Raw genomic sequence first — 26,930 nt, forward strand, 5'->3', positions numbered from 1 at the left:
AGTTAGGGCTTTTTTTTGTTTCTGGCTTTCTTTATGTTTTTTAACATTATATCCTTGTAAACCCGCTGTTAAACAGTTAAATTGCTTGAAATTTATTGTCAACTAGAATATAAACATAAATAATATGAACAGAAAAGCGGCATTTCTTTTAGGAATTTTGGCCTCTTGTGCATTACCGCAAGTTACCTTTGCTAACCATTCCATTGGAGAATCTATTCATTATCAACAGGACGTAGAAGGCAAAGAGCTGATTGGTCGATGGGATATTGAAGTGGATATTAATGGTACTCCTGCGCCATCTTGGCTGGAAGTTAAATTGTCGGGCTATAGAACTTTAGTAGGTCATTATGTGAGTACTTCCGGAAGTGCCCGGCCAGTTTCTCAGGTGTTTTATGAGAAAGGGAAGTTCAAATTTGCCATCCCGCCACAATGGGAGGGTGGAAAGATGAACCTAAGCGTGGAAGGCGAGATTGTTAATGGTGTATTGCAAGGGACGATAATAGAACCTGATGGAAAAACATATCGCTTTAAAGGTGTTCGTGCTCCAGAGCTGAAGCGAACAGCTGCAGTAAAATGGGGTAAGCCTATTCAGCTGTTCAACGGCAAGGATCTGACCGGATGGAAAGCTACTGGTAAAACGAATCAATGGGTGGTGAAAAATGGTATCCTGACCAGTCCGCAATCTGGTTCTAATTTGGTTTCTGAACAAAAATTTGAAGATTTTAAATTACATGTTGAATTTAAAATTCCAGCGGGAAGTAACAGTGGTGTCTACTTGAGAGGCCGATATGAGGTTCAGATAGAAGATAGTCCTAAAGACGCACATCCTAATGCCGTACTTTTTGCAGGGGTATACGGTTTCTTGGCTGCAAATGAAATGGTCAACAAAGGAGCTGGAGAATGGCAAACCTATGATATCACATTGGTGGGCCGTCTTGTAACAGTTGTTGCAAACGGTAAGACGGTGATCAGTAATCAGGAAATTCCGGGTATTACCGGTGGTGCATTGGATAGCAAAGAGGCAGAGCCGGGACCAATCTATTTCCAGGGGGATCACGGTCCAGTGGAATTCCGAAAAGTGATTATTACACCAGCTATTAAATAGCATAACATCATGCAAAGGCTATCTGCAAAAAGGTAGCCTTTTTTAAATCCCTATCACAACGACTACAATGTCTTCATTCTGGTAAGAAGTATAATATCGTTCAATAGCACCCTGAGCCTTGTACTCTTGCAACTCTTCAAAAACCAATTTTTTTAACATTCCTTTTCCCCTGCCATGAATAAACTTTATTTCGTTCATCTCCCAATAAATAGCTGCATCTAGATTAGAACGCATAAAATCCATGGATTCTTGTAGGAGCTCCTCTGGGGAATAATCTTCCCAATCTTCAAGAAAGGTGTCGGTGTGTAAGTCAACGATAGCTGGTGGTTTGCGCATTTTTCCATATTTTACAATGCTGCAAAAGTAGAATAAAAGTGCGACTTAATAGATTAAGTCGCCAACGAAATAAATCGCTTGGGCAAATTTTTCATGCCATTTTTTGATAATAGCTGCAATTTCATATTCTTCCTCATCGGCATGATTGAGCATAAGTAACTCGATCGATTGGAGGAGCTGTTTGAGATCTAGAAAATAACCGTCAAAATCCCGGAACGCAGACACAGTGTCTCGAATAAGCAGCATGGCATCATGTCGAAGTGTAATCATATCATGACGTGAAGATATTCGGTCCAGCAACCATTCCTTCTGGAAATTGGAATCAATATGTCTGTTGCAAGCCTGATTAAAAAGCAATTCAAATTCTACAATTTGATGTTTCAGGTCATATATAGTTTTTTGGAGCTCTTCAAAAGTACTGATGATCTTTTCTTGGGTCTCCATGTTTTTTGATATAATTGCCATGATATTTTACTTAAAAATGTATGAACTTGGTTTTTAGTTATTTAAATAAAAGCATGTAAGGTATATACAAATAGATAAGCCGAATGTTTTACCTGTCTAAAATTCGGTTATGACTTTTGAATACAAAAGAAAAGATGGAAACTAAAATGGACCTGAGTTTTTTCTGTTTTTGGTTCAGGTTCAAATGGTCGATTTTTTTTTGAAACCTAATTTAATTAATATTATTTCATTTTAAGTATATTTAATATGCTGTATTGGAGTCAATACAGTGTGAATGTATTAACTATGGTAGCATCTGGTTTTGTTGATTTCTTTAAGAAGAAGGGATTTTATATGCTTCTTTTACTGCTAATAACCAGCTTACCCATGTGCCATGGCCAATACAGGCTTAAAGATTCTACAAAATTTATAAATGATCAGTTGCCTAGGTATCTCGGAAGAATGGGGAAGATTAAGTCTAGAAATTATCCCCTCGGTGGTCGTGAAGCAATCTTGCGGATATTACTGAAAGACTATTACGTGAATAGATTGGTGTCAGGGGAAGATAGTTTGAATAGGGAACATTATTATGCTTTATGGAATCCACTTTCGGTAAAGACATTTAAATCGCTAAATACACGTGATATGTTTAGTTACTGTATGCTTGTCCGTGAGTTTGAGATGCAAAATTGTGGTTCCTTGGGGCGGTTGAAAGGCCAACACATATTCGGAGTCTTTTATCGAAGGAACATACCGTTGGAATATTGGAGCGATAGACAATTGGTTGCTTTGCATGTAAATAGAGATTCCGTTGTACAATATGTGAAGCAGATGTGGCCTACACTCGATTTCATTGGTGAGAACACTAAAGATTTAGTGGTTGAATTGATGACGTGGGAGTTGATACCAAAGGTGTTGGATAAGTTGGTTTTGACACCAGCGGACAATGATCTGTATTCTCTATTGGTGCAAATAATGATGCGCCTGAAATTCAAACCTTTTGAAGATTCGGCTATTTATGAGCAATTGTACGGTCCGGCGTCTTATATAGGAAGTCAAATTGAAAGCAATACAGAAAATCGGAATGACATCGTGAAACTTGCGCGGGAATGTTTTGAAACGCTAAATGCATCGCCTGGCTTCCAATTACCAGCTTATATCAAACGAGAGCGTTTCTTAGATCCACCTTCTTCAAAGGATCTGCAAGATCAGACGAGCACTCCGAAAGGACCGGATTGGAAGTGGAAAAAAGTGGATGTACCGCGTTATAAGCTAAAGCTGTAGATCTTCGTCTGCGAGCAAAATTTCCAACGCTGGTAAAATATCTTTTACCTATAGTATTTTCTAACGCTTGTACTGTTTTGACCGGAGGGAGGGCAGTAGGTTATTTGCTTTTTTTTTACGTTATTCGCGTAAACGAAAAATAGCTTAAAATATACTAGAATGAAGGAAAAGGCAATTGGAAATTACCAATTAGAAATCTGTTCAAATTCCGTAGCATCAGCAATTGAAGCCGAACAAGGTGGAGCGACCCGAGTCGAGTTTTGTCAAAATTTGGAAAATGGCGGGACTACACCGTCGTTTGGTCAGTTGAAGTTGGTGCGAGGATTGGTGAATATTGGTATTCATGTGCTTATCAGGCCACGTGGAGGTGATTTTCTTTATACAGAGACCGAGATCTTGGAAATGATAGCAGACATTCAGTTGTGCAAGGAATTGGGGATAGATGGTGTTGTGATAGGTATACTGAAGGCGGACGGTACAGTGGATAAAGAAAATACTTTGCGATTGGTGGAAGCTGCGCGTCCCATGCATGTTACCTTTCATCGTGCTTTTGATCGCGTGGAAGATCCTTTTCAGGCCTTGGAAGATGTTATTGAATTGGGGATAGATCGTATTTTGACATCTGGTCTGCAAAACTCTGCTTTAGCTGGAGCTCCATTGCTCAGAAAATTGGTACAGCAAGCAAATGGCCGTGTTGTGATTATGCCTGGTGCAGGTGTAGATGCAGCTAATATAGTTCACATTTTAGAGCAAACTGGCGCAGTTGCCATACACAGCTCGGCGAAAGAGCAGCATGTTTCGAAGATGGAGTTTAACCAGATTCAGGTTAATGGAATGGATGAGGCACAGTGGATGAGCTCAAAAGAAAAAGTCCACCAAATGGTGGACCTATTAAAAAGCCTTTAAAGTAGTACTTTAAAGGCTATTAAATTCTTCTTACTATTTAGCTTCTGAAGCTAATTGATTTAAGATAGCATCGTTTTTAACGATTTGGTTGCTAGCTTTCATTTTTGATCTAGAACCTAACTCTACATTAGATCCTAATTTCAAGAACTGAACTTCAACACGTGAAACAGTTTTATTTCTTCTATCTTTTCTTTTTAAACGTGTAACTCCCATTTTGATAATATTTTTATTGTTTAAAATAAAACGAGGTCGGAAGCGGATTCGAACCGCTGTAGGAGGTTTTGCAGACCTCAGCCTAGCCACTCGGCCATCCGACCCTATTTTTTTTTCCTTTTGAAGGTCTGCAAAAATAAAACTTATAATTGGAATTAAAAAATCTTTATGATAAAACTTTTATGTTTTTGGGCATTAATCTGAAAACCAAGTAAGTATTTTCATTGCGGGACAGATAGCGAATTGTCATTGATATTAATCCTTGCTGTTTTCCTCCAAGATAGCCTAGAGATTTTTGATGGCTACCCGCGATTAACAATAGGCTATTCACATCGTATTGAACCCTGCTGTTAAGTATGCAAAGTTGAAAAGTATTCAGTTGACTGTATCTTTTAAAGGACAATGAAAAGCCCTGTTTTAGGACTTTTCCCTAATGTTTCACTATGTAAATTAACGGCTTATGTATTTTGGAATAGATATTGCAAATGGGATTGTAATAAATCTCATACAGGAAATTATGAGATTAAAATGATAAAAAGAAGAAAGTAAATTAAATTAGGAAACATGAAAAAACTAGTATTATCTGCAGCAATTTTATTTGGTTCATTGGGAGCCTTTGCACAAGGTGGATTGGGATATGGATTACGTGCGGGTGTAAACATTCCTAAATACTCTTTAGATAATGAAAGCACTCAATCAAATACAGGATTTTTTGTAACAGGTTATTTAGATGCTCCGGTTTCACCCTATTTTTCTATTCAACCGGGATTGTCTCTGCAAAATAAAGGGGGGAAATGGACACCAGCGTCATCGTCTGAGATAAAGGAAAGTGTTATGTCGCTTGATATTCCAGTGAATTTAGTGGCTAAATTGCCTACCGGTGGATCAGGAAATTTCTTTATTGGGGCAGGTCCTTATGTGGGATTCGGCTTAAGTGGTAAACGTAAAGGAGAAATAGGTGAAGGAAATATAAAAATTGAACGGGATCTAAATTTTGGTAGTAATGAGAATGACGATCTAAAACGTACCGATTTCGGTATTAATTTCTTAGCTGGTTACCAATTGACAAATGGTTTTCAAATTAATGCCGGTTATGGTTTGGGTTTAACTAACCTAGCCCCAGCATCAGGTGATATGGCTAAAAACCGCGTTTGGTCTATCGGTATCGGCTTTGGACTATAAGAAATATAAGTACTTAAACTTATTATGAGGAAAGAGTCCCTGCATTTGTAGGGACTTTTTTATTGTATTAAACTTAAGTCAACCGAAATTGTTATTTTTATTCAAAAGATTGCTGTATGAAAAGATTTCTTCCTCTACCATTTTATGTTAAATTGGCCTGTGTACTCATCAGTATCATTCTACTGGGGTATCTAGCAAAAATTGGAGATACGATAGTAATTCCTATGATTTTGGGCTTACTGTTCTCGCTACTCTTGATTCCGCTGAGCAATTTTATGGAACGGAAACTCCATTTTCCAAGAACATTGGCTGGTATATTAAGTGTTATTTTGTTTTTCGGCGTTCTTGGTTATGGGCTTTTTCTGTTAGCCTCTCAACTTACTCTTCTTAAAGAGGATTTTCCGGCTTTTAAACAACAGATCATGGATGGTGTGAGCAATTTGCAGACTTGGGTGAGCCACCAATTTGGAATCCAACATAAAGATCAAATTGATTTTATCAATAAAACAGCATCTAAGTCTGTGGACTCGGGAACTTTATTCTTGGGAACAGCCTTGGTTTCCCTTTCATCGATGTTTATTTTATTTGTCTTTACCTTTCTTTACACATTTTTCTTGCTTATATATAGAGGACATATAGTTAAATTTCTCTTATTTGTCAACCGTGTTGAGGACAGGCCAATTGTTGTAGATGTAATAAAACAGGTTCAGTATGTCGTCAAGAAGTATCTGATTGGCTTATTGATCCAAATGAGTTTGGTGTCCTTATTAGTCTTTATTGTCCTGTCATTAATAGGGGTAAAATATAGTTTGCTTTTGGCCTTGATAACAGGAGTGTTTAATGTATTGCCTTATGTCGGTATTTTCTCCTCGATGCTTATCATTGCCATTCTGACGTTTGCGACATCCTCTTTTACCCATGTTGTTCTCGTTATCATAGCAATAATTATTATACACATGATTGACAGTAATTTCATCGTGCCGAAGATTGTGGGTTCTAAGGTGAAAGTCAATTCCCTGTTTGCTATGCTCTCCATTATTATTGGTGAGATGATTTGGGGTATATCAGGTATGTTTTTGGCTATTCCAATTCTGGCTATCGTTAAGATTGTGATGGATCGTATTAAAGAGCTTAAGCCTTGGGGGTTCCTGCTGGGAGAAGAGGATAGTAAAGATGAGGTGTATAAGGATTTATTTGATACGTTAAATCCAGTTGAAAAGAAGATTATAGAAGAAAACGAGCTAAAGTCATAACTTTCGTAGAATCGAAGGTGTAATAAGAAAAATATTAATAGATTAAAATTTTATCGTATTTTAGTCTTATATATAATTTATTATTAATGAAAAGAAAGTTACTCTCAATCGCTGCGGTACTATGTTTTATTGCTGGAGCAAAAGCACAGATTTCCTATGGTTTTAAGGCTGGTGCAACTTTTCCTAAAATGACGGCGTCACTAGGAAGTGTATCTGTTTCGACAGAATCATCTACATCGTTTTATTTGACGGGATACTTAGATGCTCCTTTAGCAAATAATTTTTCTATCCAACCTGGTTTATCGTTACAAGGGAAAGGGGGGAAAGGATTGACACTTATTGACTTTGAAGAATTGGGGAATAAGGTGAAATTAGACTTAATGTATCTAGAGTTACCTGTAAATTTTGTATACAGTATTCCTACTGGAAATTCCGGAAGCGTTTTCTTAGGAGCTGGACCATATGCTGGATTGGGGCTGTCCGCAAAAGCTAAAGCAGAAAATGTAAAAATCGACGTCGGTTTCGGAGATAATAAATTGAAACGTTTTGATGCCGGAATTAACTTTTTAGCGGGGTATCGTCTATCAAATGGCTTTTTGATTAATGGTGGATACGGCTTGGGACTAGTTGATATGGCTGGGGCTGAAGGAGGTTCTTTAAAGAATCGTGTATTTTCAATTGGTATAGGTTATCAGCTATAATCTTGGCTGGGTGAAAAATGCTCCCATCGCCATGTTTTGGATTTTATTGGTTTCTCTGGTAATATTTGCACAAACATAAAAAAGGGGCTTTTCTTGCGAAAGGCCCCTTCTTTTTTTCAGTGATTGAAATCTATCACACTTTGATTTCTACTTCAACACCAGAAGGTAATTCAAGTTTCATCAATGCGTCAACAGTTTTAGCGTTTGATGAATAGATATCCAACAATCTTTTGTAAGCACATAATTGGAATTGCTCACGTGCTTTTTTGTTAACGTGTGGTGAACGTAATACCGTGTAGATTTTTTTCTCAGTAGGCAATGGAATAGGACCACTAACAACTGCACCTGTAGGTTTTACTGTTTTTACGATTTTTTCAGCTGATTTGTCAACCAAATTGTAATCGTAAGATTTCAATTTAATTCTGATTCTTTGGCTCATAGTATATGATATTATTTAAAAATGACCGCTGATTAGAGCTATTAACAACCAGCGGTCGGTTTATTTTTGAGTTCTATATTATTCTACAGAACCTTTGATTTTACCTTTTGATTTTGCAATCACCTCATCAGCAACGTTACGAGGAGCTTCTTCGAAGTGATCAAATTCCATCGTAGATGTTGCACGACCTGAAGTGATTGTACGTAATTGCGTTACGTAACCGAACATCTCAGAAAGTGGAACCAATGCTTTGATTACCTGTACACCGTTACGTGAATCCAAACCTTGCATTTGACCACGACGACGGTTTAAGTCACCCATTACATCACCCATGTTTTCTTCTGGTGTTAAAACCTCTATTTTCATAATTGGTTCCATTAACACTGGAGAACATTTAGGCAAGCCTTCACGGTATGCTTGACGAGCAGCTAATTCGAAAGACAATGAATCTGAATCGACAGCGTGGAATGAACCATCAATCAAACGAACTTTCATTCCTGATAATGGGAATCCTGCTAATACACCATTTTTCATTGAAGTTTCAAATCCTTTTTGAACTGAAGGGATAAATTCTTTAGGGATTTTACCACCAACAATTTCATTAACGAATTGAAGCGGTGATTTTGTTAAATCGAAATCTTCGTCCGCTGGAGAAATAACAACTTTGATATCCGCGAATTTACCACGACCACCTGATTGTTTTTTGAATACCTCACGGTGCTCAGTAGTACCGTTGATAGACTCTTTGTATGATACTTGAGGAGCACCTTGGTTAACCTCTACTTTAAATTCACGTTTCAAACGGTCGATCAAGATCTCTAAGTGAAGCTCACCCATACCAGAGATAACTGTTTGACCAGTTTCTTCGTCAGTTTTTACAACGAATGTAGGATCCTCTTCAGCCAATTTACCAAGACCAATACCTAATCTATCAACGTCAGCTTGAGTTTTAGGCTCGATCGCCAAACCAATTACTGGCTCAGGGAAAGTCATAGATTCAAGAACGATAGGTGCTTTTTCGTCACAAAGAGTGTCTCCAGTTTTGATGTCTTTGAAACCTACAACAGCACCGATATCACCAGCCTCGATGAAAGGGATCGGGTTTTGTTTGTTTGCGTGCATTTGGAAGATACGAGAGATACGCTCTTTGTTTCCTGAACGTGTGTTCAATACATAAGAACCTGCATCTAACTTACCAGAGTAAGCACGGATAAAACATAAACGACCTACGAATGGGTCAGTCGCAATTTTGAAACCTAAAGCTGCGAAAGGTTCGTTTACAGATGGTTTACGGAAAATCTCTTCACCTGTATCCGGGTTAGTACCTTTTACAGCTTCTACATCAAGCGGTGAAGGCAATAATTCCATGACCAAATCCAACATAGTTTGAACACCTTTGTTTTTGAAAGATGAACCACAAACCATAGGAACGATAGAGTTATCCAATACAGCTGCGCGTAATGCATTTAAGATCTCGCGCTCAGTCAATGAATCTGGATCTTCGAAGAATTTCTCCATCAAAGTCTCATCATAACCAGCTACTGCTTCCAATAATTTCTCACGGTATTCAGCAACTTCGTCCAACATATCATCAGGAATAGGAACTTCAGTGAAAGTCATTCCTTTGTCGTGTTCGTTCCAAACGATACCACGGTTGTTGATCAAGTCAACTACACCTTTAAAACTATCTTCAGCACCGATAGGCAATTGCAAAGCAACTGCATCAGAACCTAACATATCTTTAACTTGTTTTACAACTTTCAAGAAGTCAGCTCCTGAACGATCCATTTTGTTAACGAAACCGATACGAGGTACTTTATACCCATCAGCTAAACGCCAGTTTGTTTCAGATTGAGGCTCAACACCATCAACAGCTGAGAACAAGAATACTAATCCGTCTAGTACACGTAATGAACGGTTTACCTCAACCGTGAAATCCACGTGTCCAGGAGTATCGATTACGTTTACTTGGTATTTGTTGTTACGGTAGTTCCAGAATACTGTTGTAGCAGCAGAAGTAATCGTGATACCACGCTCAGCTTCTTGCTCCATCCAGTCCATTGTAGAAGCACCTTCGTGAACTTCACCGATTTTGTGGTTTACACCTGAGTAGTAAAGGATACGCTCAGTTGTTGTAGTTTTACCAGCATCAATGTGGGCAGCGATACCGATATTTCTAGTGAATTTTAAATCTCTTGCCATAATATTTTTAAGCAGCGGACCTTAATGGTCTTATGTGTTTAAATGTAATGTTAAATAAGTACACCGACCTTGATAAAAGATTGTTTTTATCGGAGGTCGGTGTAATCATATTTTTTTGAATGTCTTCAAAATTAGAATCTGAAGTGTGAGAACGCTTTGTTAGCTTCCGCCATTTTGTGCGTATCTTCTTTCTTCTTAACAGCAGCACCTTCACCTTTAGAAGCTGAAATGATTTCTCCTGCTAATTTTTCGAACATTGTTTTTTCACCACGTTTACGAGCGTATGAAATTAACCATTTCATACCCAAAGCGATTTTACGATCTGGACGAACTTCCATAGGAACTTGGAAGTTAGCACCACCAACACGGCGTGATTTAACTTCAACAGCAGGCATAACGTTGTTCAAAGCTTTTTTCCAAGCTTCTAAACCGCTTTCTTGTGTTTTTTGTTCTACTAATTCTACTGCGTCGTAAAAAATAGAATAAGCGATAGATTTTTTACCATCTACCATCATATTGTTTACGAAACGTGTTACCTGAACGTCATTAAACTTTGGATCAGGTAAAATGATTCTCTTTTTCGGTTTTGATTTTCTCATTTTTCTTTCCTCCGTTTAATTATTTCTTTTTACCTTTTGCTGGAGCTGCAGCTGCTTGTCCTGGTTTAGGACGCTTAGTTCCATATTTAGAACGACGTTGGTTACGACCTGCTACACCTGAAGTATCTAATGCACCACGGATGATGTGGTAACGTACACCTGGTAAATCCTTAACACGACCACCACGAATCAATACGATCGAGTGCTCTTGTAAGTTGTGACCTTCTCCAGGGATGTAAGCGTTGACCTCTTTTCCGTTTGTTAAACGTACACGAGCTACTTTACGCATTGCTGAGTTTGGTTTTTTAGGGGTAGTAGTATATACACGTGTACATACACCTCTTCGCTGTGGACATGAGTCCAACGCTGGTGACTTACTCTTATCAACCAGAGCTACTCTACCTTTTCTAACTAATTGTTGAATAGTAGGCATTTACCTGTTTTTGTTTATAAATTTTGTACCTTAAATATTTTAAGTTCGCAAAGATACTGATTCCCTTTTGAATATGAAATAGTTAGTGTATAAAATTTAGATTATTTTTTGAGTTGGCGCTGCTCTTTTCTGGAATATACCCATGCCCTTCTTTATTACCTCTTCATGCTTCTTTATTATCTCACCGTCTTAATGACCTGGTCGCCCTCTCTGGGATGTTTGGCTGGATTGCCCAGCATCTTCATCATTTTTACGCTTCCACTATGTAACTAATTTGCATGAATGTAGGATATAATCATTTAATCAACTCACGAACGCTGTCATATGTTGCTAAAATGGAAGAGATAACTCCTTATGCTTGGTTGTACAAAAATATAGACGATTTTAGGTGATCGAATAGCCGCTCAATGGGGTGAATAGGTTTTTTCTTATATCTGTCGTAAGCTGTTCTTTCTCTGTGTAATATTCTTTAAAAACAGCCTTTTTTCAAAATTTCTCTTCTACTGGTTTCTGAGTATATTGCCTGCTTTGCATGTTTTTGCGTTCTGTTTGGCAAAGCGTTTGATAAAAACGTATAAATATTTAGTAGAAACAAATTAATGTATTCAAGTTATGAAAATCAAAATGAAATTAATGTATGCAGTGGTATTGACCTTGGTCACTTTCGCTTTTGTTGGATGTTCAAAGGACAAAGATGAACCCATCCAAACAGGTGGTAGCATTGATGCAGCTATTGGTACGTATAAAGGTAAAATTAAGATTATTGGTGGGGCCGAAGTCTTTAATCAAATATTGGTGGTTAGCAAGGTTAGCGATAATAAAGTTAAAGTTAGCGCTCAAAATACCGATCTTAAGCTTCCAGTAAGAGAAATTCAGGTTTCGAATAACTATAACATTTCGATTCAAGCTCTTCCAAATGAACCTCAAGGTCAATTTATCTTTACCTTTGAAAATAAAGGGCTGACCTTTTTAGCAGAAAGAACTGAAGCAGGACAGTTGGAATATTCTTTTGACGGAACGAAACAATAACTTTTTGTTTCTTATTCAATGAAAAAGCGGTATTGACTAAAGTCAATACCGCTTTTTCTGTCATATAGCCAATTGGTCGATTTTAATTACACACATTTAACCAATTATGCAAATTTATTTTTAAGACAACAACGTAAAATCAATCTGCCGTTTATCCAGATCCACTTTCTTTACGCGGATTTGCACCTCATCACCCAGCTGGAATTTCTTTTTCTTCCGTTGACCAATAATGGCATAGTTCTTTTCATCAAGTACGTAAAAGTCATCGGTGATATCCCGCAGCCTGACCATACCCTCACATTTATTCTCTTCAATCTCCACATACATACCCCATTCTGTAACACCTGAGACAATACCTGTATATTCAGTGCCAATCTGATCCTGCAAGTATTCGGCCTGTTTGTATTTGATCGATGCACGTTCGGCTTCAGCTGCTTTTTTCTCCATTTGGGAAGAATGCTCGGCCATCTTCTCATAATGTTCCGCATTGATTTTGGTACCTCCCTCCAGATAGAATTGCAAAAGACGGTGTACCATCACATCGGGATAACGACGGATAGGGGAGGTGAAATGGGTGTAATAATCAAATGCCAATCCATAGTGGCTTGTCTTCTTTGTCGTATAGATCGCCTTGGCCATCGAACGTACAGCAAGCGAAGTCAGCATATTTTGCTCTTTGCTGCCTTCTATTTTGGTCATCAAAGCATTTAAAGATTTTGCTGTTTCTTTATCTGTTTTGATGGTCAATTTATGGCCAAAACGCGCCGCAAATTGAGAGAACGTCGTCAGCGTCTCCGGATTAGGTACATCGTGAAACCGGTATACAAACGTTAGCTTGTTTTTTCCGCGCCCTTGTTTGCCGATAAACTCGGCAACTTTACGATTCGCTAATAGCATAAAATCTTCAATCAGCTTGTGTGCATCCTTACGGACCTTGGTATATACCCCGGTAGGTTTGCCATTTTCATCCAAGGTGAACTTGACTTCTTCACTTTCAAAGGCTATTGCACCATTTTTAAACTTACGTTCCCGAAGAATATAGGCCAGTTCATTTAATTTCAGGATCTCTTCACTGAAATCGCCCGATTTCGTTTCAATCACCTCCTGTGCTTCTTCATAACTGAAACGGCGGTCCGAATGAATGATGGTGCGGCCGAACCATTGATGATGTACATTGGCTTTTTCGTCTAATTCGAAAACAGCCGAAAAGCATAACTTATCTTCATGTGGGCGTAAGGAACAAACGCCATTAGAAAGACGCTCCGGAAGCATCGGGATAACACGGTCCACCAAATAGACCGATGTACCACGGTTAAATGCTTCTTTGTCCAATTCTGTATCGGGTATCACAAAATGCGAAACATCCGCAATGTGAACACCGATTTCATAGTTGCCATTCTCTAATTTTTGAAAAGAGATGGCATCATCGAAATCTTTTGCATCCGCGGGGTCAATGGTAAAAGTTGTAATGTTTCTAAAATCACGACGCTTGGCAATTTCCTCCTTGCTTATTTCTTCTGGAATTTTATTCGCTTCATCCTCTACTTTTTTAGGGAACTCCAATGGGAAACCATAGTCGGCCAAAATAGCGTTCATCTCGGTGTTATTTTCCCCTTTGGTGCCCAAGACATGTTTGACCGTTCCAACAGGATTTTTGCTCCCGCTAGGCCAGTCAATAATCGACACGACCACTTTTTCTTTGTCCTTGGCTCCATTCAAATTGTCCAAAGGAATAAAAATGTCGTGTAGCATCTTGCGGTCATCCGCAATAAAAAAAGCAAAATTGTTGGAGATACTGATCGTCCCCGTGAAATCAGTCTTGGCCCTTTGCAGGATTTCAACGACTTCACCTTCTTTTTTGCGGCCGCCTTTTCTTTTTTCGAAGGTATGGACCTTGACAATATCGCCATGGAGTGCCTGTCTAAGTTTCCGTGGAGCGATATAAATATCATTTTCAAATTCGTCATCGGGAATTACATAGGCAGAACCATCGGCGGTCATATCTACTTTCCCTGTGACATACACTTTGAGTTGCTTCAAATTAAATTTGCCTCTGTCCACCTCAATAAAAAGCCCATTCTTTACATTATCATGTAATATATCGGCGATAGCGACTTTTGAGTCGTTATCCGTGAGGTTCAATTTAGAAGAAACTTGTTTATAGTTGAGCGGCTTATTACCCGATTTTTCGAAGATATCGATAATCAGCTGTGTTAAGACCTCTTTATATGGATTTTCTTTTCTTGTTTTCATTCACTTATTATTTATTATTATTCATTTACATCGGTCTTTGACAGCCCAATGGATCCTTTGACTGGCTACGATAATGGATTTCAAAAAACCAGTCTTTACCACAGATTACGAGCGCTGTACATCAAGATCGATGCCAATACAATATACGAAAAAAACTGCATTTGACAGGACAATAAGGAGCTAAACGGAGCACCTTCCGATAGCCAATGTAAAGACAGTTCAGCCGAAAAATAGTTTTGGATTGGTACAGCCTGATTTACTTTTTGCAATGATTGCACACACCAAGTGCATTTACTGCGATCGCTTCAAGACTAAAACCTGCTGGGATCGACACCTTTGGTAAGGTCATATCTTCCAGACAGTATACAGAATTGCATACCCGGCAAATAAAATGCACGTGTTGATCATGATGATCATGTTCTGAACAGTTTGTCGTACACATGGCATAAGTCGCTGTACCATGTAGATCAAAGATTTTATGGATAATCCCTTTCTCTTCAAAACTGGCCAATACCCGGTATAATGTGACACGGTCAATATCCTTGCCCAGTAATTTCTCTAGCTCTGGCTGCGAAATTGCCGAGTCTTTCCTCGAAATAATTTCAAGTACCTTCAACCGGGGTTGGGTAACTTTTAAACTATTTCGTTTGAGAATTTCTGGATATACAGTGTTGGAATCTTCCATGGATTTCTTCGTTAAGCCTTAGATCAAATACAAACTAAGAGAAATTTAAACTTATTTGCAAGTTTAAAAACTATCCGACGGATTTATTCATCGTATTTTTTCCCTTTAAATAGACCAGTAAGGAACAGAAACTGAATGTTTCATTTCTCTAATGATCATTTTTACAGTACAAAAATACGGAATCTCTTAAAAATAAGAAAACCGATAAGTTTAAGATTAGTGTCATCTTACCTATCGGTTTTCGTTATTATATGAAATATAGGAATCTTATTTGCCTGCAGCTTTCGCGTGATCAGCTAAGAATGTCGCTAGACCGCTATCTGTCAATGGGTGTTTTAATAAAGCTACAATCGCTGATAATGGACCTGTCATGACATCAGCACCGATTTTAGCACAGCCTAAAATGTGTGCGCTGTGACGTACAGAAGCTGCTAAAATTTGTGTAGGATAGTTGTAGTTATCATAGATTAAACGAATATCTTCGATCAACGCTAATCCATCTGTAGAGATATCATCCAAACGACCGATAAAAGGAGATACATAGGTTGCCCCAGCTTTAGCAGCCAATAGTGCTTGACCAGCTGTAAATACCAATGTACAATTTGTTTTAATACCTTTTTTGCTGAAATATTTAATTGCTTTTACGCCATCTTTGATCATAGGGACTTTTACAACAATCTTGCTGTCAAGAGCTGCTAAAGCTTCTCCTTCTTTGATCATTTCTTCATAAGTTGTAGAAATAACTTCAGCACTGACATCGCCATCAACGATTGCACAGATCGCTTTATAATGGTTGATTACGTTTTCATCACCGCTAATACCCTCTTTAGCCATTAAACTTGGATTGGTTGTTACCCCGTCTAATACGCCTAAGTCTTGGGCTTCTTTGATTTGCTCTAGGTTCGCTGTGTCAATAAAAAATTTCATTGTATATGTTATTGAATGATAATTGTTTGATTATTCTAATGTTCAAAATAATGACGCAAAGTTATTGATTATATTCCAGTATTGAAGCATTGATTTTCACCTATTGTATCTTTATTTTAGCAAAAAGGAATCTCTTCTCCTAATTTTTTGTTATACTTTTAATATACTATTATCTTTACGTATGCAGGTTTTTCGTTCTCTCCATTATAGAAATTTCCGTTTACATGTTATAGGACAAGCAATTTCCCTTATGGGGACCTGGATGCAGCGAATAGCCATCAGTTGGTTGGTCTATGAATTGACAGGATCAGTGTTTTGGCTTGGTTTTGTTCAGTTTATCTCCCTATTGCCCTCTTTGGTCCTGTCTCCATTTATCGGCAGTTTTGTCGATAAGCACAAAAAGTATAAATTGGTTCTGATGACCCAAATTGGTTTGATGATACAGGCTGGAATCTTGACCTTGGTCGTTTATCTGAAATGGGAGAGTGTCTTATGGCTTTCCATCTTGGGTCTTATACAAGGGGTTATTAATTCCTTCGATGTTTTGGGTCGTCAATCGCTGATGATGTATCTGGTTGGTGACCGTAAAGATCTGCCGAATGCCATTGCCCTGAATTCAACAATTTTCAATGGTGCCCGAATGTTGGGACCTGCAATAGGAGGTATTTTACTGAGTACATACGGTGAACTCGTCTGTTTTGCCCTAAATTTTATCAGTTTTGTTCCGGTCATTATTACATTGTTGATGATGCAGGTCGATGAAACCCATGTTCAACTGAGCAAGGGAAGCAATTGGGAAGGCTTGGTCGAAGGCTTTCGTTACCTCAAACGCTCACCGCATATTGCTTCACTGATTATTATCATGACATTCTCCAGCTTGATCGTTATTCCGTATACCTCGTTGCTACCTGCCATAGCAAAAGAAATGTTTCATGGCGATGAGCGTACGTTTTCCTGGTTTGAAAGTGCCGCCGGCTTGGGTGCAATGATTGGTGCATTTAATATGGCCCGTTTAAAATCGGGCACCAATTTGCGCTATCAGGTGATGGGTGCTGCTGCACTTATGGGAATTGCGTTATTGTTTTTGGCGCATTCAAGTATGCTGCAGATGGCACTCGTCTATGTGATGTTGGTGTCCTTTGCCATGATGATGCAAAACTCAAGTATCAATACCTATATTCAGACGCATGCCATACCAATCTATCGCGCCCGGGCAATCTCGTATTACGTTATGGCTTTTCAGGGAATATTTCCCATTGGGACGTTGATGATCGGTTCCTTAGCCAGTTACTGTGGGCTTCGAATGACATTATACGTCATGGGTGGATTGGGGATATTGATCGCAATCGTATACTATGGCTATCTCCGGCTCCATATCCACAAACGCCTATTTAAGTTTTAATTTCCGGTTTCTTAATTTTAAGCTGCGTTTGGCATAATCAATGACAGCGCCATAGTCTGCAAAAATATCTCCACCCAATACGCCGATCACGGGTTCCAGATCCATCTGCTGATAGGCATAGTTGATCGAGCTTAAATCCAATACCGCCGTATTTAAGTTTTTTATCCGCCATTCACCTATGGTCAAACTCGGAATTTTCATGTTGAAACTCTCCATCGAATTGGTGCCAAGTCCTGTTGATAATGTTTCTGAAGGCTCAAGCTGTAATTGGTCTTCCAAAAGATGGACTAACTGTGTTTTGTCAAATACAGTTTTAGAGGCACCTGTATCAATCACCATCTTGAATGAACGGCTATATAATTCCACATCGACTAAAATATGTGTGCCCTGGCCCTGCAGATCCAGTAATTGAAATGGTACTGTTGTCATATAACCAAACATACCCAAAAAATCCCTTAAAAAAGAAATTTAAGGCCTCTAGCGTATGTTTAAAATGCCCTGAAAACGTTTATGCGTTAAGCCGATCATAAAAAAAGCTGTTATTTGAAGAATAACAGCCTTTCACCTTTTTATAGTTTATGCGCTACAGCGCTTTTATTTCTTTTAATACATTATTCATTGTACGCACTGCTTCTGCACTTTTACTGAATTTTTCTTTGTCCTCTTCATCCAGCTGAAGGGGGACAATCCGATCCCATCCTTTTTTATTAATGATAACCGGTACGCCAAGATTAATATCTTCTTGTCCAAATTCACCTTCGAGGTAAACGGATGCAGTAAATAACTTGTTTTGATCACGCACGATACTTTCGACCACTGCGGCTGTTGCGGCTCCTGGAGCATACCAGGCTGAGGTCCCGATTAGACTGGTTAGGGTTGCTCCACCAACCATCGTTTTGTGCACAATTTCGTCCTGCTCTTCCGGGGTAAGGAAATCAGTGACTGGAATACTGTTCCACGTGGAGTGCTTGATAAGTGGAATCATCGTTGTATCTCCGTGGCCGCCAATGACAATGGCATTGAGATCGGCCGCAGAAGCATTCAGTTTTTCGCTCAGTTGATATTTGAATCGGGCTGAATCCAATGTGCCACCCATTCCAATGATTCTATTTTTTGGTAATCCACTTGATTTAAGTGCCAGGTAAGTCATGGTGTCCATGGGATTGGAAACGATGACAATGATAATATCCGGAGAATATTTTACCAGGTTCTCCACCACAGACTTGACAATATTCGCATTTGTGCCAATTAGTTCTTCGCGCGTCATTCCGGGTTTACGTGGAATTCCCGACGTAATGACGGCAACGGTAGAACCTGCAGTGGACAGATAGTCATTGGTTACTCCCTTGATTTTTGATTCAAAACCCAACAAGGCGGCAGTTTGTGCCATATCTTGCGCTTTACCTTCCGCAAATCCTTCTTTAATATCCAATAATACAATCTCTTCGGCGACATTTCGACGGATTAAATTGTCCGCTGTAGTTGCTCCTACAGCACCGGCACCAACAATAGTTACTTTCATATGTAAATTATTTGTTTATTCATGAGCTAATTTCCGCTTAAGAATTCATGCTGCCTTCGGCGGTTTTCTATGCCGTATAAAATATCCAGTCTCTCTTCACGAATGCGCGTATTTTTTACATGGATATTTCATGTGCATTGATGTGGATTAATAAATAATTCTTGAATTTAATCAATTATTGTTAGTAAATCAATGTATTTCGTGGGAATAACTTGTTTTTTGACATAATCGATAAGAAGGCAAATGCCATTGAACGAATAATGCATAATGATAGTGTCCAAAGGGTATGATTCTGATGGAATACCCCCCAAGAAAACAGGCCTGAAATTCGTTCAAGCCTGTTTTTTTTATCGTGTAAATCAAATTTTAAATCCTAGAATGGATAACCGATGGCTAAATTAAACATCAAATTATCCTTTCTCCATCTTGAACTTCCAAAGTCGATATCCTTAAATACCCAACGTTCTCCTTTGGGAAGATACGGGATGCGGAAAGGTATTGACATATCCGTACGTATGATCAGAAAAGTAAAGTCGAAGCGTAATCCAGCGCCACCGCCGACGGCTAATTCATTCAAAAAGTTCTTGCTGAATTTACCGCCGGGCTTGTTGACGTCATCCCGTTGCAACCATACATTCCCCGCATCAATGAACGCTGCCCAATGAACAAAACCCGCTAATTTGGCTCTATATTCGGTATTCAGCTCTAATTTGATGTCACCGGTTTGGTCTGCATAGAAAAGCCCATTGCTTAATTTTTCAGGGGCAACTGTTCCTGGGCCAATTGCACGAGCACCAAAAGCACGGATACTGTTAGGTCCACCCACATAATATTGTTTTAAATAGGGGAGTGACCGCGAGTTGCCATACGAATAACTTAAGCCCAAACTGACCCGCGAGGCAAGCTGCGAATTCTCCGACAATTTGAGATAATGTCTGCCGTCGCCACTGATCTTGATATATTGGGAGAAATATGCATCGAACAATTTAAAGGTCTTCCCTTTATTGAAATCTGCTCCTTTTATCAAACCGAGTATATTTCCCGAGAGGTCCAAGTTGCCTTTGAAATAAAAGGTATTTTTCAAATGCTGCTTCATCGTATTTTGAAACGTGAAATTGTAATTTGGGCCAATCGTAAATTGTGGATCTATTGCATGCCTTAACGCCGGAATGGTATCCATTTGTTTTTGATAGTTTTCTGAGATCCCTTTAGGCTGGACATAGGTAATCTCCATTAAAGCAAGATCGTGCTGCTTCTCCTCAGACTCCTGCCAGATATAACCGTAATCCAATGCGATGGAATTTAAGGTATATGCTTTGCGGCGATTTAAAAATTCATACCGTCCTTTGACGTAAGTCTTCGGGATAAAACGCCGTGTCGGTGAAATCCGCCCAAAAGGGGACAATATCCGTGGAAAAGTCAGTGTAGCCTCCATCCCGTAACGGTAATAACTCGAATTGAGGTCAGCCGACCCACCGGTCTGGGTTTCATAACCTCCGAATACATTAAAACTCAACTGCTCCGCGCCTTTAAATGCGTTGCGTAAAGTCCAGTTGACATTAACTTCTGTACCATTGTATACTGAGGCCATTTTTCCTAAAAGTTCCACACGGAGTGATTTCTTGGGCAATGGAGTTAAGTAGTAATAGACATCCAGTGCATTGGGGACTTCTTTGCTGTCGACAAAGTTGTTTTTGACAAACTTCCAGCTATTGAGATTCACCAGGTGGCTGATGGTTTGATTGTGGGCATTACGGTTATAGACGTCGCCTGGATGGAAGAAGATATGATTCGCGATCACAGGCTTTCTATACAGATGCTGGCGGTCTATAAAATAGTAACTGCTATCATATAGTTCCGCATTGCGGGTGGATCGCTGATAACCGGTGCTTGTTTCCGTGTAGTTCGGGAAAATGTAGATTTTATTGATCTTGGACGGTACCCTTGCCTGTGCCGGTGTCTCCTTTTTCACCGTAACATACATATCGACTTTGTTGTTCCGATGCGAACTGTCTACCTGAACTAGGATGTAATCGGGACTGAAATAATAATACCCTCTATTTTTGAGGTCATTGTCGATGCGGTCGCGCTCATTGAGGATAACATCTAAACTGTAATTCTTACCCACTTGCAAGAGGCTTTTATCCGAGCTCGAACGGATATCTTTACCCAACTGTGTTGTGCTGTCGATGTCGAATTGAACAGATCTGATTCGGTAGATCAGATTAGGCTTGGCTGTATAATTAATGGTTGCTTTTTTGTCTTCAACTAAGGTGTCCGATTTCACTTCCGCATTGAAGAATCCAAAATTCTCCAGACGATTGCGCAATAGGTTTTCATTATATTCGCGATTGACGTCGCTCAATAGTACAGGTTCTTCACCGATCTTCTTGAGGAATTTTTTAATGATGTTATTCCCCGCAGAGTCCCCGGCCATATTGTTGAAATAGAGCTTGAATGGCACGCCGGCCAAACGTTTGTTGGGCTTTGGCATCAGTGCAGCTTCTAAATGAGTCGCAATCTTTTCCTTATTTTCTTTGGATATCGTGTCCGAATCGACTATTACATTGCCCTTGACATATAAGCTTTCCCCTTCTTTTAGATTCTTGGTGGAAGAGCAGGATGCTATGAATGCAGCGCATGAAACTATTCCCACAATATACTTTAGTTTAGTTTGCATGGTAATTCCTTTCCTCATCTTCATTTTTTATAGCTGTCGTTCTGATGGTATCTATAGTTGATTTTGGACTATCGCTTTTCGGCGTACGTTTCGTTGAGTCCAGCTGTTGCTTACGTCTCTCTTTTTCTCTTTCCTCCATACGCTTTCTGTATTCAGGACTATGGGTCATCAAACTATCTCGGATAACGGTGCGTACACTGTCGCGATAGACTGAATCGGTTTCCATACGTTCTACATCGAAACGTTTTCTGAAACCCTTGCTATTGGTGTCGTAATACTCTTTGAGTTTTTTCGAACTCATCCAGATCTCCTTAAATCGGTTGTAATCCATATTGATGATAAATCCGATACCCGTTTCTACATATTGACCTTGGAGTGTAACCTGATATTGATTTTTACGATATACCCGCGCAAAATAGCGGCCATCTTGCGAAAGTTGGTAATCCAATTGGATATCTCCAGCAATGTTGTTGGCTGTTTCTCCCGGACGTGTATTTCCTTCAACTTCAAAATTAGAGCCAACGGTAATTTTTAAACGGTCATTTAAAAGCATTTTAGACACGCCGATATTCAGATCTGTTCGGGTCTGGCCAGCTCCAGTAGCGTAATCTTCTTCCGAAGTTAGGTTGAAGTCCAGCTCTACTCCGGTGATAAGCTCGGAGGCAAGGCGGTTCAATTGACCGCTCAGGAACGAACTGATGCTATTTCTGACAATGGCTTCCGTACCGCCGCCACCGGATAAACTCTCAAATGGATTGGTCGACATAAAGCGCCCCAAAACAATCAGTGAAAAGACCTGTTTGTTCAGCTCAGACGGATTTTCACGTAAGGTGGTCAAAGCATTATTAACCTTGCTAATCACATCTTGCGAAACAACCGAGTTGTTTTCGTCCAAGTCGATATCAAAATTTAGTTGCGGTTGGAACAGTTTGTCTGTAATCTTCAGTAAGACATTGAAAGGAATCCGCTGCTTGTACAAATTAGCGTTTTCCGACCCCAGCTGCGTCGCTACAAGTTCGAGGGTTGGTGCTTTGGTTGTGTATGCTGCCGTGATATTTAGCTGCGCATCCAAGGGATCTCCATTCCAAGTGATGGTACTTCCTTTTCGGAATGTAAAATCCTTTTTCACGGGGCCAAAACTGAAGGAATAACTTCCTTTGTCTACTGTAAATGTACCTGACAAGGTAATTTTGCTACTTGCATCAATACCGGCGTTCAGTTCCGCTTCACCCTGGATATTCAGTGCATCCTGTGAACCAGCATCCAAGAGGATCTTAAATTTGGCGTCCTTATCGGTTTGAAGATTTAGATCTACGTCGATTCCCGTCAATCGGGTAACAGTCATAGAATCTAATTTTGCAAATACATTGGCTCTTGTTGTATCACTCTTATCAACAAATTCGACAACACCTTTACGATCGGCCATCCCAGGATCCTCGTTTGGCATGACAAAGGTAAAGTCCGTATCATCTAACACCTTGATTGTCCCATCAACGATAGGCTTATCCAGATTCCCCCGAATGCGCAGGTTCGACGTAAGGTACATTTTACCATAAAACATGTCGTTGTCGCTTTGTGTTGAATTGAGTACCTCAAAATTGTCGGTATTGACATTGAGATTGAAATCAAAATCAGTATATGTTTTGGTTTCTATGGATCCCGTTACCTTGGCAATATTTCCTTTTTTGTCTTCCAATGCAAATTTTGGGAAAGTAATGCCTCTTTCATCCAAATGAATGGTTTCATCTTTCGCTTTGAATAGTGCATTCAACATAGCAATATTGAACTGAGCATCTTTAAACTTAACATCGCCGTTAATGCGGGGTTTGGATGGCGATCCTGTTATTTTTAACTGGCCTTCCAAGTTTCCCTTCGAGTCTTTTAGATAGCCCAGACTAAATGCCTGAACCGTCTGCATAGAAAGCGGTGCAATATCTAAAGTGAAATCCAGGCTTGCCTCTCCCTGAGGAGGACTGATAAAATCACCACTTAATACGACATTATTGCCATTTTCACTGATACTGATATTCGCATTATAGGTGTTTTCTTTTTGATTATTCACTTTTATATTGACATTACCAACGGTATCTTTTCCAATATAAAATTTATCGATCACAAGATCAGAAACAAATACAGGGCTGCTTTCTAGGCGTGATATCGTTGCCTGGCCATTAATGCCGCCGCCAAGATCGACTGTTTCACTTTCAAGCATTTTACTTAATGTCTCAATGCGGAAATTCTTAAATGCAATGTTGAGCGGCGAATTGAGCACACTATCCTGCGATGATATGCTCAGCTCCTGTCCTTTATTACTTAAGATAAAATCACTGGCCTGAATACCTGTGCTTCCAAATTTGAGTACATTGTTTGGATTTATCGTCCACTTGTCGTAGTTCAGCATAAGGCCGTCCTGAAGTAGGCTAAAAACGAATGCGCCATTATCAACGCGCATATTGGCACCCAAATGATACTGCTCTTTCTCTTTCTTGTCTTTTATCCAGAGACCGAAATCCAAATTGTTTTGGATGACTTTACCACTGAATACGGTATTCACCAGTTCAATATTGCTTACCTTGATTTTATTGATCAATGCCGAGTAATACAGTGTACTGTCGAGGGTATTGATATCCAAAGTAACGTTATTGATTTCAGTGCCATTATAGATTATTTTCGGTGCATCCAACTTGGCGAGAATCGTTTTTGATTGACTGTTAAACATACCATCCAATGTGATATCCGACATCTCTGTCAGTTCTGGCAAGAAATCTTTGATAAACTTAGTTCGCGTCAATTGGGCCGAAAACTCGATGTTCTGTGGGTCGTATTTGGGCACTTTAACAGCTTTGCCTGGTTGGTAATATACCTGTAAGATGTCTTGAACGGCATTCTGCAATTCTAGAATTTTGTATTTTCCGACCAAATGGGCGTTTAAAAAGTCCGATTTTAAAAGTAGCAAGTTGCGGCTAGTATCCGCTTTTGCAATTAGTGATATACTGTCTAGCGAGTAATAAGCATCATTGTAAACAATGGATGAATTGGTAATGTGTGCTTCTCCGTTCAAAAAATTTGGATCGGCTGAACTGAAATTTCCAACGAGTTTACCATGGTATTTGAACTCGTCATCCATCAATTTTAACTTTTTAAGATTGATAGTGTCTACCATAAGCTCAAAATCCACCTGTGGATACTTGGATTTCATATTGGCTGTCGCATTTAACTTCAATTGGATATTTGGATCAGGGCTGACGACAGCGGCTTTTATGTCCCCTTTGTCTGCTGTAAGATTCATATCGATATTCTGGTAGCGATAGCCCATGGCATCCATCCGATTTACTTTGCCATCAAAGTTGGCGACAAGCTTCTTGGGATCTGTTCCATGACCCTTAATTTTCCCTTCAAAGGAAAGTATGCCTAACGTACTGTCCATTTTCATGATCTTACCAATGTCAAAATCACGAATACTGACGAAAGCATCATAGGTTGTATCGCGGCCTATCATGCCTACTTTACCATTAAATTTGGCCGTCCCTTTCTCTGTTACCAACGAAAGATTGGTGTTAAACGCATTCATTCCGCCTTTAAAAGTTCCGGTAAGTCCGATTGTATTGGGTAATTCTATTCCGCTCGGCAACATTTTCTTTGAAACCAGCTTTTCGATATCCGAACGTCCTGTAGTCAATTTTTTTAAATTAAGATCCATGGACATTTTATCGACATTGGGTAGCCCCTTTAAATGTAGACTTGCAATGACACGTGTGTTGGACAGGGTTTGAAAATCAATTGCCGGAATATTGAGGTCATTTAACTTCCCGACAACGCGACCATCAATATTAAATTTTTTGTCCATCAACGGTTTCATCACCTGCATGGTGTCCAAAAAAGGAGCGAAATAGTAGATATCGCGCATATCAACACGGCTCTTTTTGATGGTTGCATTGACGTAGATCAGTTCTGGTTTTTTAGCGATAACATCCAAAGAAGGATAAGTTATTTTTAAGTAATCACGCAGCAGAGTGCGTGGCGTCTCTGCATATAGATTTTTGATCTCCGCACCGGTATTTGTATACTTAAAATCCCCCTTCAATTGCTTGATCACAAACCCCGATTGATCGGAGGCTACAAGTTCTTTGAGTGATCCACTGATGGAATCGGCACTGTAGTAAAGATCATTTAAACTGGTTTTCATCCCAGGGATCTTAATGTTGAAGTAATCAAAGCCTTTCATACGGGCCTGATTATCGTCTCTATAAGCTAAGCTTGTTTTATTGATCTGGATTTCTTTGGCAGAAACAACCCAGTTTATTTTGGTTGTATCCGCGGTGTTTTTCGCTGCTGCGTTTACTTTTTTCTGGATCTTTCCAAAGAGCACAGTATTGTCTGAACCGTCAAGATTGATCGTCTGAATATCGACAAGTTCTTTGTTAAGGTCGATCTTGTTAATGTCCGCATGGAGGTTCTTAATATAAAATTTGGTGTTCAACAGGCTAGACTGATCCTCGTAGCGTACTAAGATATTCGTCAGGTCTGCGATCTGTATACCGACATCGGGAAGCAAGGCGGTTGTTTGTGCGGTTTTATCCGTAATGCCAAAGTCTTCGACCGAGGGAGCTGTACCGTCCTTAATCGGCCGCCATTGTTTCACTGTGGCGCTCAGACCATCTATTTTCACTTTTGGAAGATTGAAGGCCATGTTTTTTGTGAGGTCGAACTTTTTGATATTGGTATTTAGGCTGTTCAGGTAAACATCGGCACTTGTTCCAATGACGTCATCGGCATAAACAATATGAAATTTGTCAAATTTGACTTTATCGAGGTTAAATAGGAGGGCTGAACTGCTGTCTGCAGTTGCTGTGCTTTCTTTTTGGGAAGCGAAAGCTTTAACAATATAATCAAAGTTGAACGAACTGTCCGGCAATGTACGTCGAATTTTTGCAGTGATTCCTTCTGCTTCGAGACGCTGTATTTCAACTGTGTTTTTCAACAGCTTGAGCATATTGATATCAACAGCAATGCTTTTTCCTGCTACTAAGGTATCTTTACTTTGGTCGGCTAAATAGATATCCTCCAATACCAGTTTTTTAGGAAAATCAATATTAATGTAGCCAATTTTAACAGGGGTACCAATTTTGCCTTCTACATATTGCGTTACTTTTCCGGCAATATAATTCTGAACGGCAGGTATTCTGATTAAAAATACAATAAGAATAGCCAGCGCAATGATGACTCCAATAATCCACAATATTGTTTTAAAAGCAATTCGGGTAAATCTGTTCAACGTATTATTTGATTAAGTATCTATTAATAAAAATTAAAACGGAAAAAAGTTTGCTAAGTT

The 26,930-nt window shown here is 39.3% G+C and carries 22 protein-coding genes and 1 tRNA gene; 8 read left to right on the forward strand and 15 right to left on the reverse strand.

From position 1 onward, the window contains the following. Positions 1 to 124 precede the first annotated feature (124 nt). A complete protein-coding gene (locus B3P16_RS10885) occupies positions 125 to 1,105 on the forward strand; it encodes a 3-keto-disaccharide hydrolase (RefSeq protein WP_286770010.1) in 981 nt (326 codons plus the stop codon). Between the two features lie 42 nt (positions 1,106 to 1,147). On the opposite strand, the gene B3P16_RS10890 is transcribed toward B3P16_RS10885, so the two are convergent. Then, positions 1,148 to 1,441 carry a hypothetical protein gene (locus tag B3P16_RS10890; protein WP_286753121.1) on the reverse strand — a complete coding sequence of 98 codons (294 nt, stop codon included), beginning with the start codon at positions 1,439 to 1,441 and terminating at the stop codon, positions 1,148 to 1,150. Positions 1,442 to 1,486: 45 nt separating this feature from the next. Beyond that, positions 1,487 to 1,906 (reverse strand): hypothetical protein, encoded by a 420-nt coding sequence (locus B3P16_RS10895; RefSeq protein WP_286753122.1) that lies wholly within the window; start codon positions 1,904 to 1,906, stop codon positions 1,487 to 1,489. A gap of 246 nt (positions 1,907 to 2,152) precedes the next feature. Here B3P16_RS10895 and B3P16_RS10900 point away from each other — a divergent pair, with 246 nt between their 5' ends. Both B3P16_RS10900 and B3P16_RS10905 read left to right on the forward strand, forming a co-directional pair. After that, entirely contained in the window at positions 2,153 to 3,169 is a 1,017-nt protein-coding gene (locus B3P16_RS10900; RefSeq protein ID WP_286842933.1) for a hypothetical protein, read from the forward strand. 159 nt (positions 3,170 to 3,328) lie between these two features. After that, the gene (locus tag B3P16_RS10905) at positions 3,329 to 4,075 is read left to right on the forward strand and encodes a copper homeostasis protein CutC (RefSeq protein ID WP_286753124.1); all 747 of its coding nucleotides are present in this window, start codon (positions 3,329 to 3,331) and stop codon (positions 4,073 to 4,075) included. A 33-nt stretch (positions 4,076 to 4,108) separates the two neighbouring features. Here B3P16_RS10905 and B3P16_RS10910 read toward each other — a convergent pair whose 3' ends face one another. Together B3P16_RS10910 and B3P16_RS10915 are read right to left on the reverse strand one after the other, a co-directional pair. Continuing rightward, on the reverse strand, positions 4,109 to 4,288 hold the full coding sequence (locus B3P16_RS10910; RefSeq protein ID WP_286753125.1) for a spore protein: 180 nt from the start codon (positions 4,286 to 4,288) through the stop codon (positions 4,109 to 4,111). Positions 4,289 to 4,321: 33 nt separating this feature from the next. Then, positions 4,322 to 4,392: transfer RNA gene (locus B3P16_RS10915), tRNA-Cys, on the reverse strand. Between the two features lie 460 nt (positions 4,393 to 4,852). Between B3P16_RS10915 and B3P16_RS10920 the strand changes: the two genes are divergently transcribed. The 3 genes from B3P16_RS10920 (at position 4,853) to B3P16_RS10930 (ending at position 7,424) form a co-directional block, all read left to right on the forward strand. Continuing rightward, positions 4,853 to 5,470, forward strand: a complete 618-nt coding sequence (locus B3P16_RS10920) for a porin family protein (RefSeq protein WP_286842935.1) — start codon at positions 4,853 to 4,855, stop codon at positions 5,468 to 5,470. Between the two features lie 116 nt (positions 5,471 to 5,586). Further along, on the forward strand, positions 5,587 to 6,723 hold the full coding sequence (locus tag B3P16_RS10925) for an AI-2E family transporter (RefSeq protein ID WP_286842936.1): 1,137 nt from the start codon (positions 5,587 to 5,589) through the stop codon (positions 6,721 to 6,723). 86 nt (positions 6,724 to 6,809) lie between these two features. Continuing rightward, entirely contained in the window at positions 6,810 to 7,424 is a 615-nt protein-coding gene (locus B3P16_RS10930) for a porin family protein (protein ID WP_286753128.1), read from the forward strand. Positions 7,425 to 7,557: 133 nt separating this feature from the next. Here the strand turns inward: B3P16_RS10930 and rpsJ are convergent, their stop codons facing one another. The 4 genes from rpsJ to rpsL all read right to left on the reverse strand — a co-directional run bounded on the left by rpsJ (position 7,558) and on the right by rpsL (position 11,097). Next, on the reverse strand, positions 7,558 to 7,863 hold the full coding sequence (rpsJ, locus tag B3P16_RS10935) for a 30S ribosomal protein S10 (protein WP_028070501.1): 306 nt from the start codon (positions 7,861 to 7,863) through the stop codon (positions 7,558 to 7,560). A 78-nt stretch (positions 7,864 to 7,941) separates the two neighbouring features. Next, a complete protein-coding gene (gene fusA, locus B3P16_RS10940; protein WP_046671862.1) occupies positions 7,942 to 10,065 on the reverse strand; it encodes an elongation factor G in 2,124 nt (707 codons plus the stop codon). A 131-nt stretch (positions 10,066 to 10,196) separates the two neighbouring features. Next, on the reverse strand, positions 10,197 to 10,664 hold the full coding sequence (gene rpsG / locus B3P16_RS10945; RefSeq protein ID WP_046671863.1) for a 30S ribosomal protein S7: 468 nt from the start codon (positions 10,662 to 10,664) through the stop codon (positions 10,197 to 10,199). A 19-nt stretch (positions 10,665 to 10,683) separates the two neighbouring features. Then, positions 10,684 to 11,097 carry a 30S ribosomal protein S12 gene (rpsL, locus tag B3P16_RS10950; RefSeq protein ID WP_002993550.1) on the reverse strand — a complete coding sequence of 138 codons (414 nt, stop codon included), beginning with the start codon at positions 11,095 to 11,097 and terminating at the stop codon, positions 10,684 to 10,686. A 612-nt stretch (positions 11,098 to 11,709) separates the two neighbouring features. Between rpsL and B3P16_RS10955 the strand changes: the two genes are divergently transcribed. After that, a complete protein-coding gene (locus tag B3P16_RS10955; RefSeq protein ID WP_286842937.1) occupies positions 11,710 to 12,126 on the forward strand; it encodes a hypothetical protein in 417 nt (138 codons plus the stop codon). Between the two features lie 120 nt (positions 12,127 to 12,246). Here the strand turns inward: B3P16_RS10955 and rnr are convergent, their stop codons facing one another. From rnr to fsa, 3 genes are all read right to left on the reverse strand, one after another. Then, on the reverse strand, positions 12,247 to 14,379 hold the full coding sequence (gene rnr, locus B3P16_RS10960; RefSeq protein WP_286770005.1) for a ribonuclease R: 2,133 nt from the start codon (positions 14,377 to 14,379) through the stop codon (positions 12,247 to 12,249). Positions 14,380 to 14,635: 256 nt separating this feature from the next. Then, positions 14,636 to 15,064 (reverse strand): Fur family transcriptional regulator, encoded by a 429-nt coding sequence (locus B3P16_RS10965; RefSeq protein WP_286842940.1) that lies wholly within the window; start codon positions 15,062 to 15,064, stop codon positions 14,636 to 14,638. A gap of 267 nt (positions 15,065 to 15,331) precedes the next feature. After that, entirely contained in the window at positions 15,332 to 15,991 is a 660-nt protein-coding gene (gene fsa, locus B3P16_RS10970) for a fructose-6-phosphate aldolase (protein WP_070562966.1), read from the reverse strand. A gap of 181 nt (positions 15,992 to 16,172) precedes the next feature. On the opposite strand from fsa, the gene B3P16_RS10975 reads away from it, so the two are divergent. Then, entirely contained in the window at positions 16,173 to 17,393 is a 1,221-nt protein-coding gene (locus tag B3P16_RS10975; RefSeq protein WP_286770003.1) for an MFS transporter, read from the forward strand. On the opposite strand, the gene B3P16_RS10980 is transcribed toward B3P16_RS10975, so the two are convergent. The 4 genes from B3P16_RS10980 to B3P16_RS10995 form a co-directional block, all read right to left on the reverse strand. After that, positions 17,379 to 17,822 carry a retropepsin-like aspartic protease gene (locus B3P16_RS10980; RefSeq protein ID WP_112376512.1) on the reverse strand — a complete coding sequence of 148 codons (444 nt, stop codon included), beginning with the start codon at positions 17,820 to 17,822 and terminating at the stop codon, positions 17,379 to 17,381. The two genes, B3P16_RS10975 and B3P16_RS10980, sit on opposite strands and share 15 nt — an antisense overlap. 154 nt (positions 17,823 to 17,976) lie before the next feature. Continuing rightward, positions 17,977 to 18,915 carry a malate dehydrogenase gene (locus tag B3P16_RS10985; RefSeq protein WP_046671868.1) on the reverse strand — a complete coding sequence of 313 codons (939 nt, stop codon included), beginning with the start codon at positions 18,913 to 18,915 and terminating at the stop codon, positions 17,977 to 17,979. Between the two features lie 373 nt (positions 18,916 to 19,288). Continuing rightward, positions 19,289 to 21,613: a BamA/TamA family outer membrane protein gene (locus B3P16_RS10990; protein WP_286842942.1), complete on the reverse strand. Its 2,325-nt coding sequence runs from the start codon at positions 21,611 to 21,613 to the stop codon at positions 19,289 to 19,291. Further along, a complete protein-coding gene (locus tag B3P16_RS10995) occupies positions 21,585 to 26,870 on the reverse strand; it encodes a translocation/assembly module TamB domain-containing protein (protein WP_201638566.1) in 5,286 nt (1,761 codons plus the stop codon). The genes B3P16_RS10990 and B3P16_RS10995 overlap by 29 nt, the downstream gene beginning before the upstream one ends. Positions 26,871 to 26,930 lie beyond the last annotated feature (60 nt).

Source organism: Sphingobacterium sp. UBA7631 (genome assembly GCF_002483935.1).
Lineage (GTDB): Bacteria > Bacteroidota > Bacteroidia > Sphingobacteriales > Sphingobacteriaceae > Sphingobacterium > Sphingobacterium multivorum.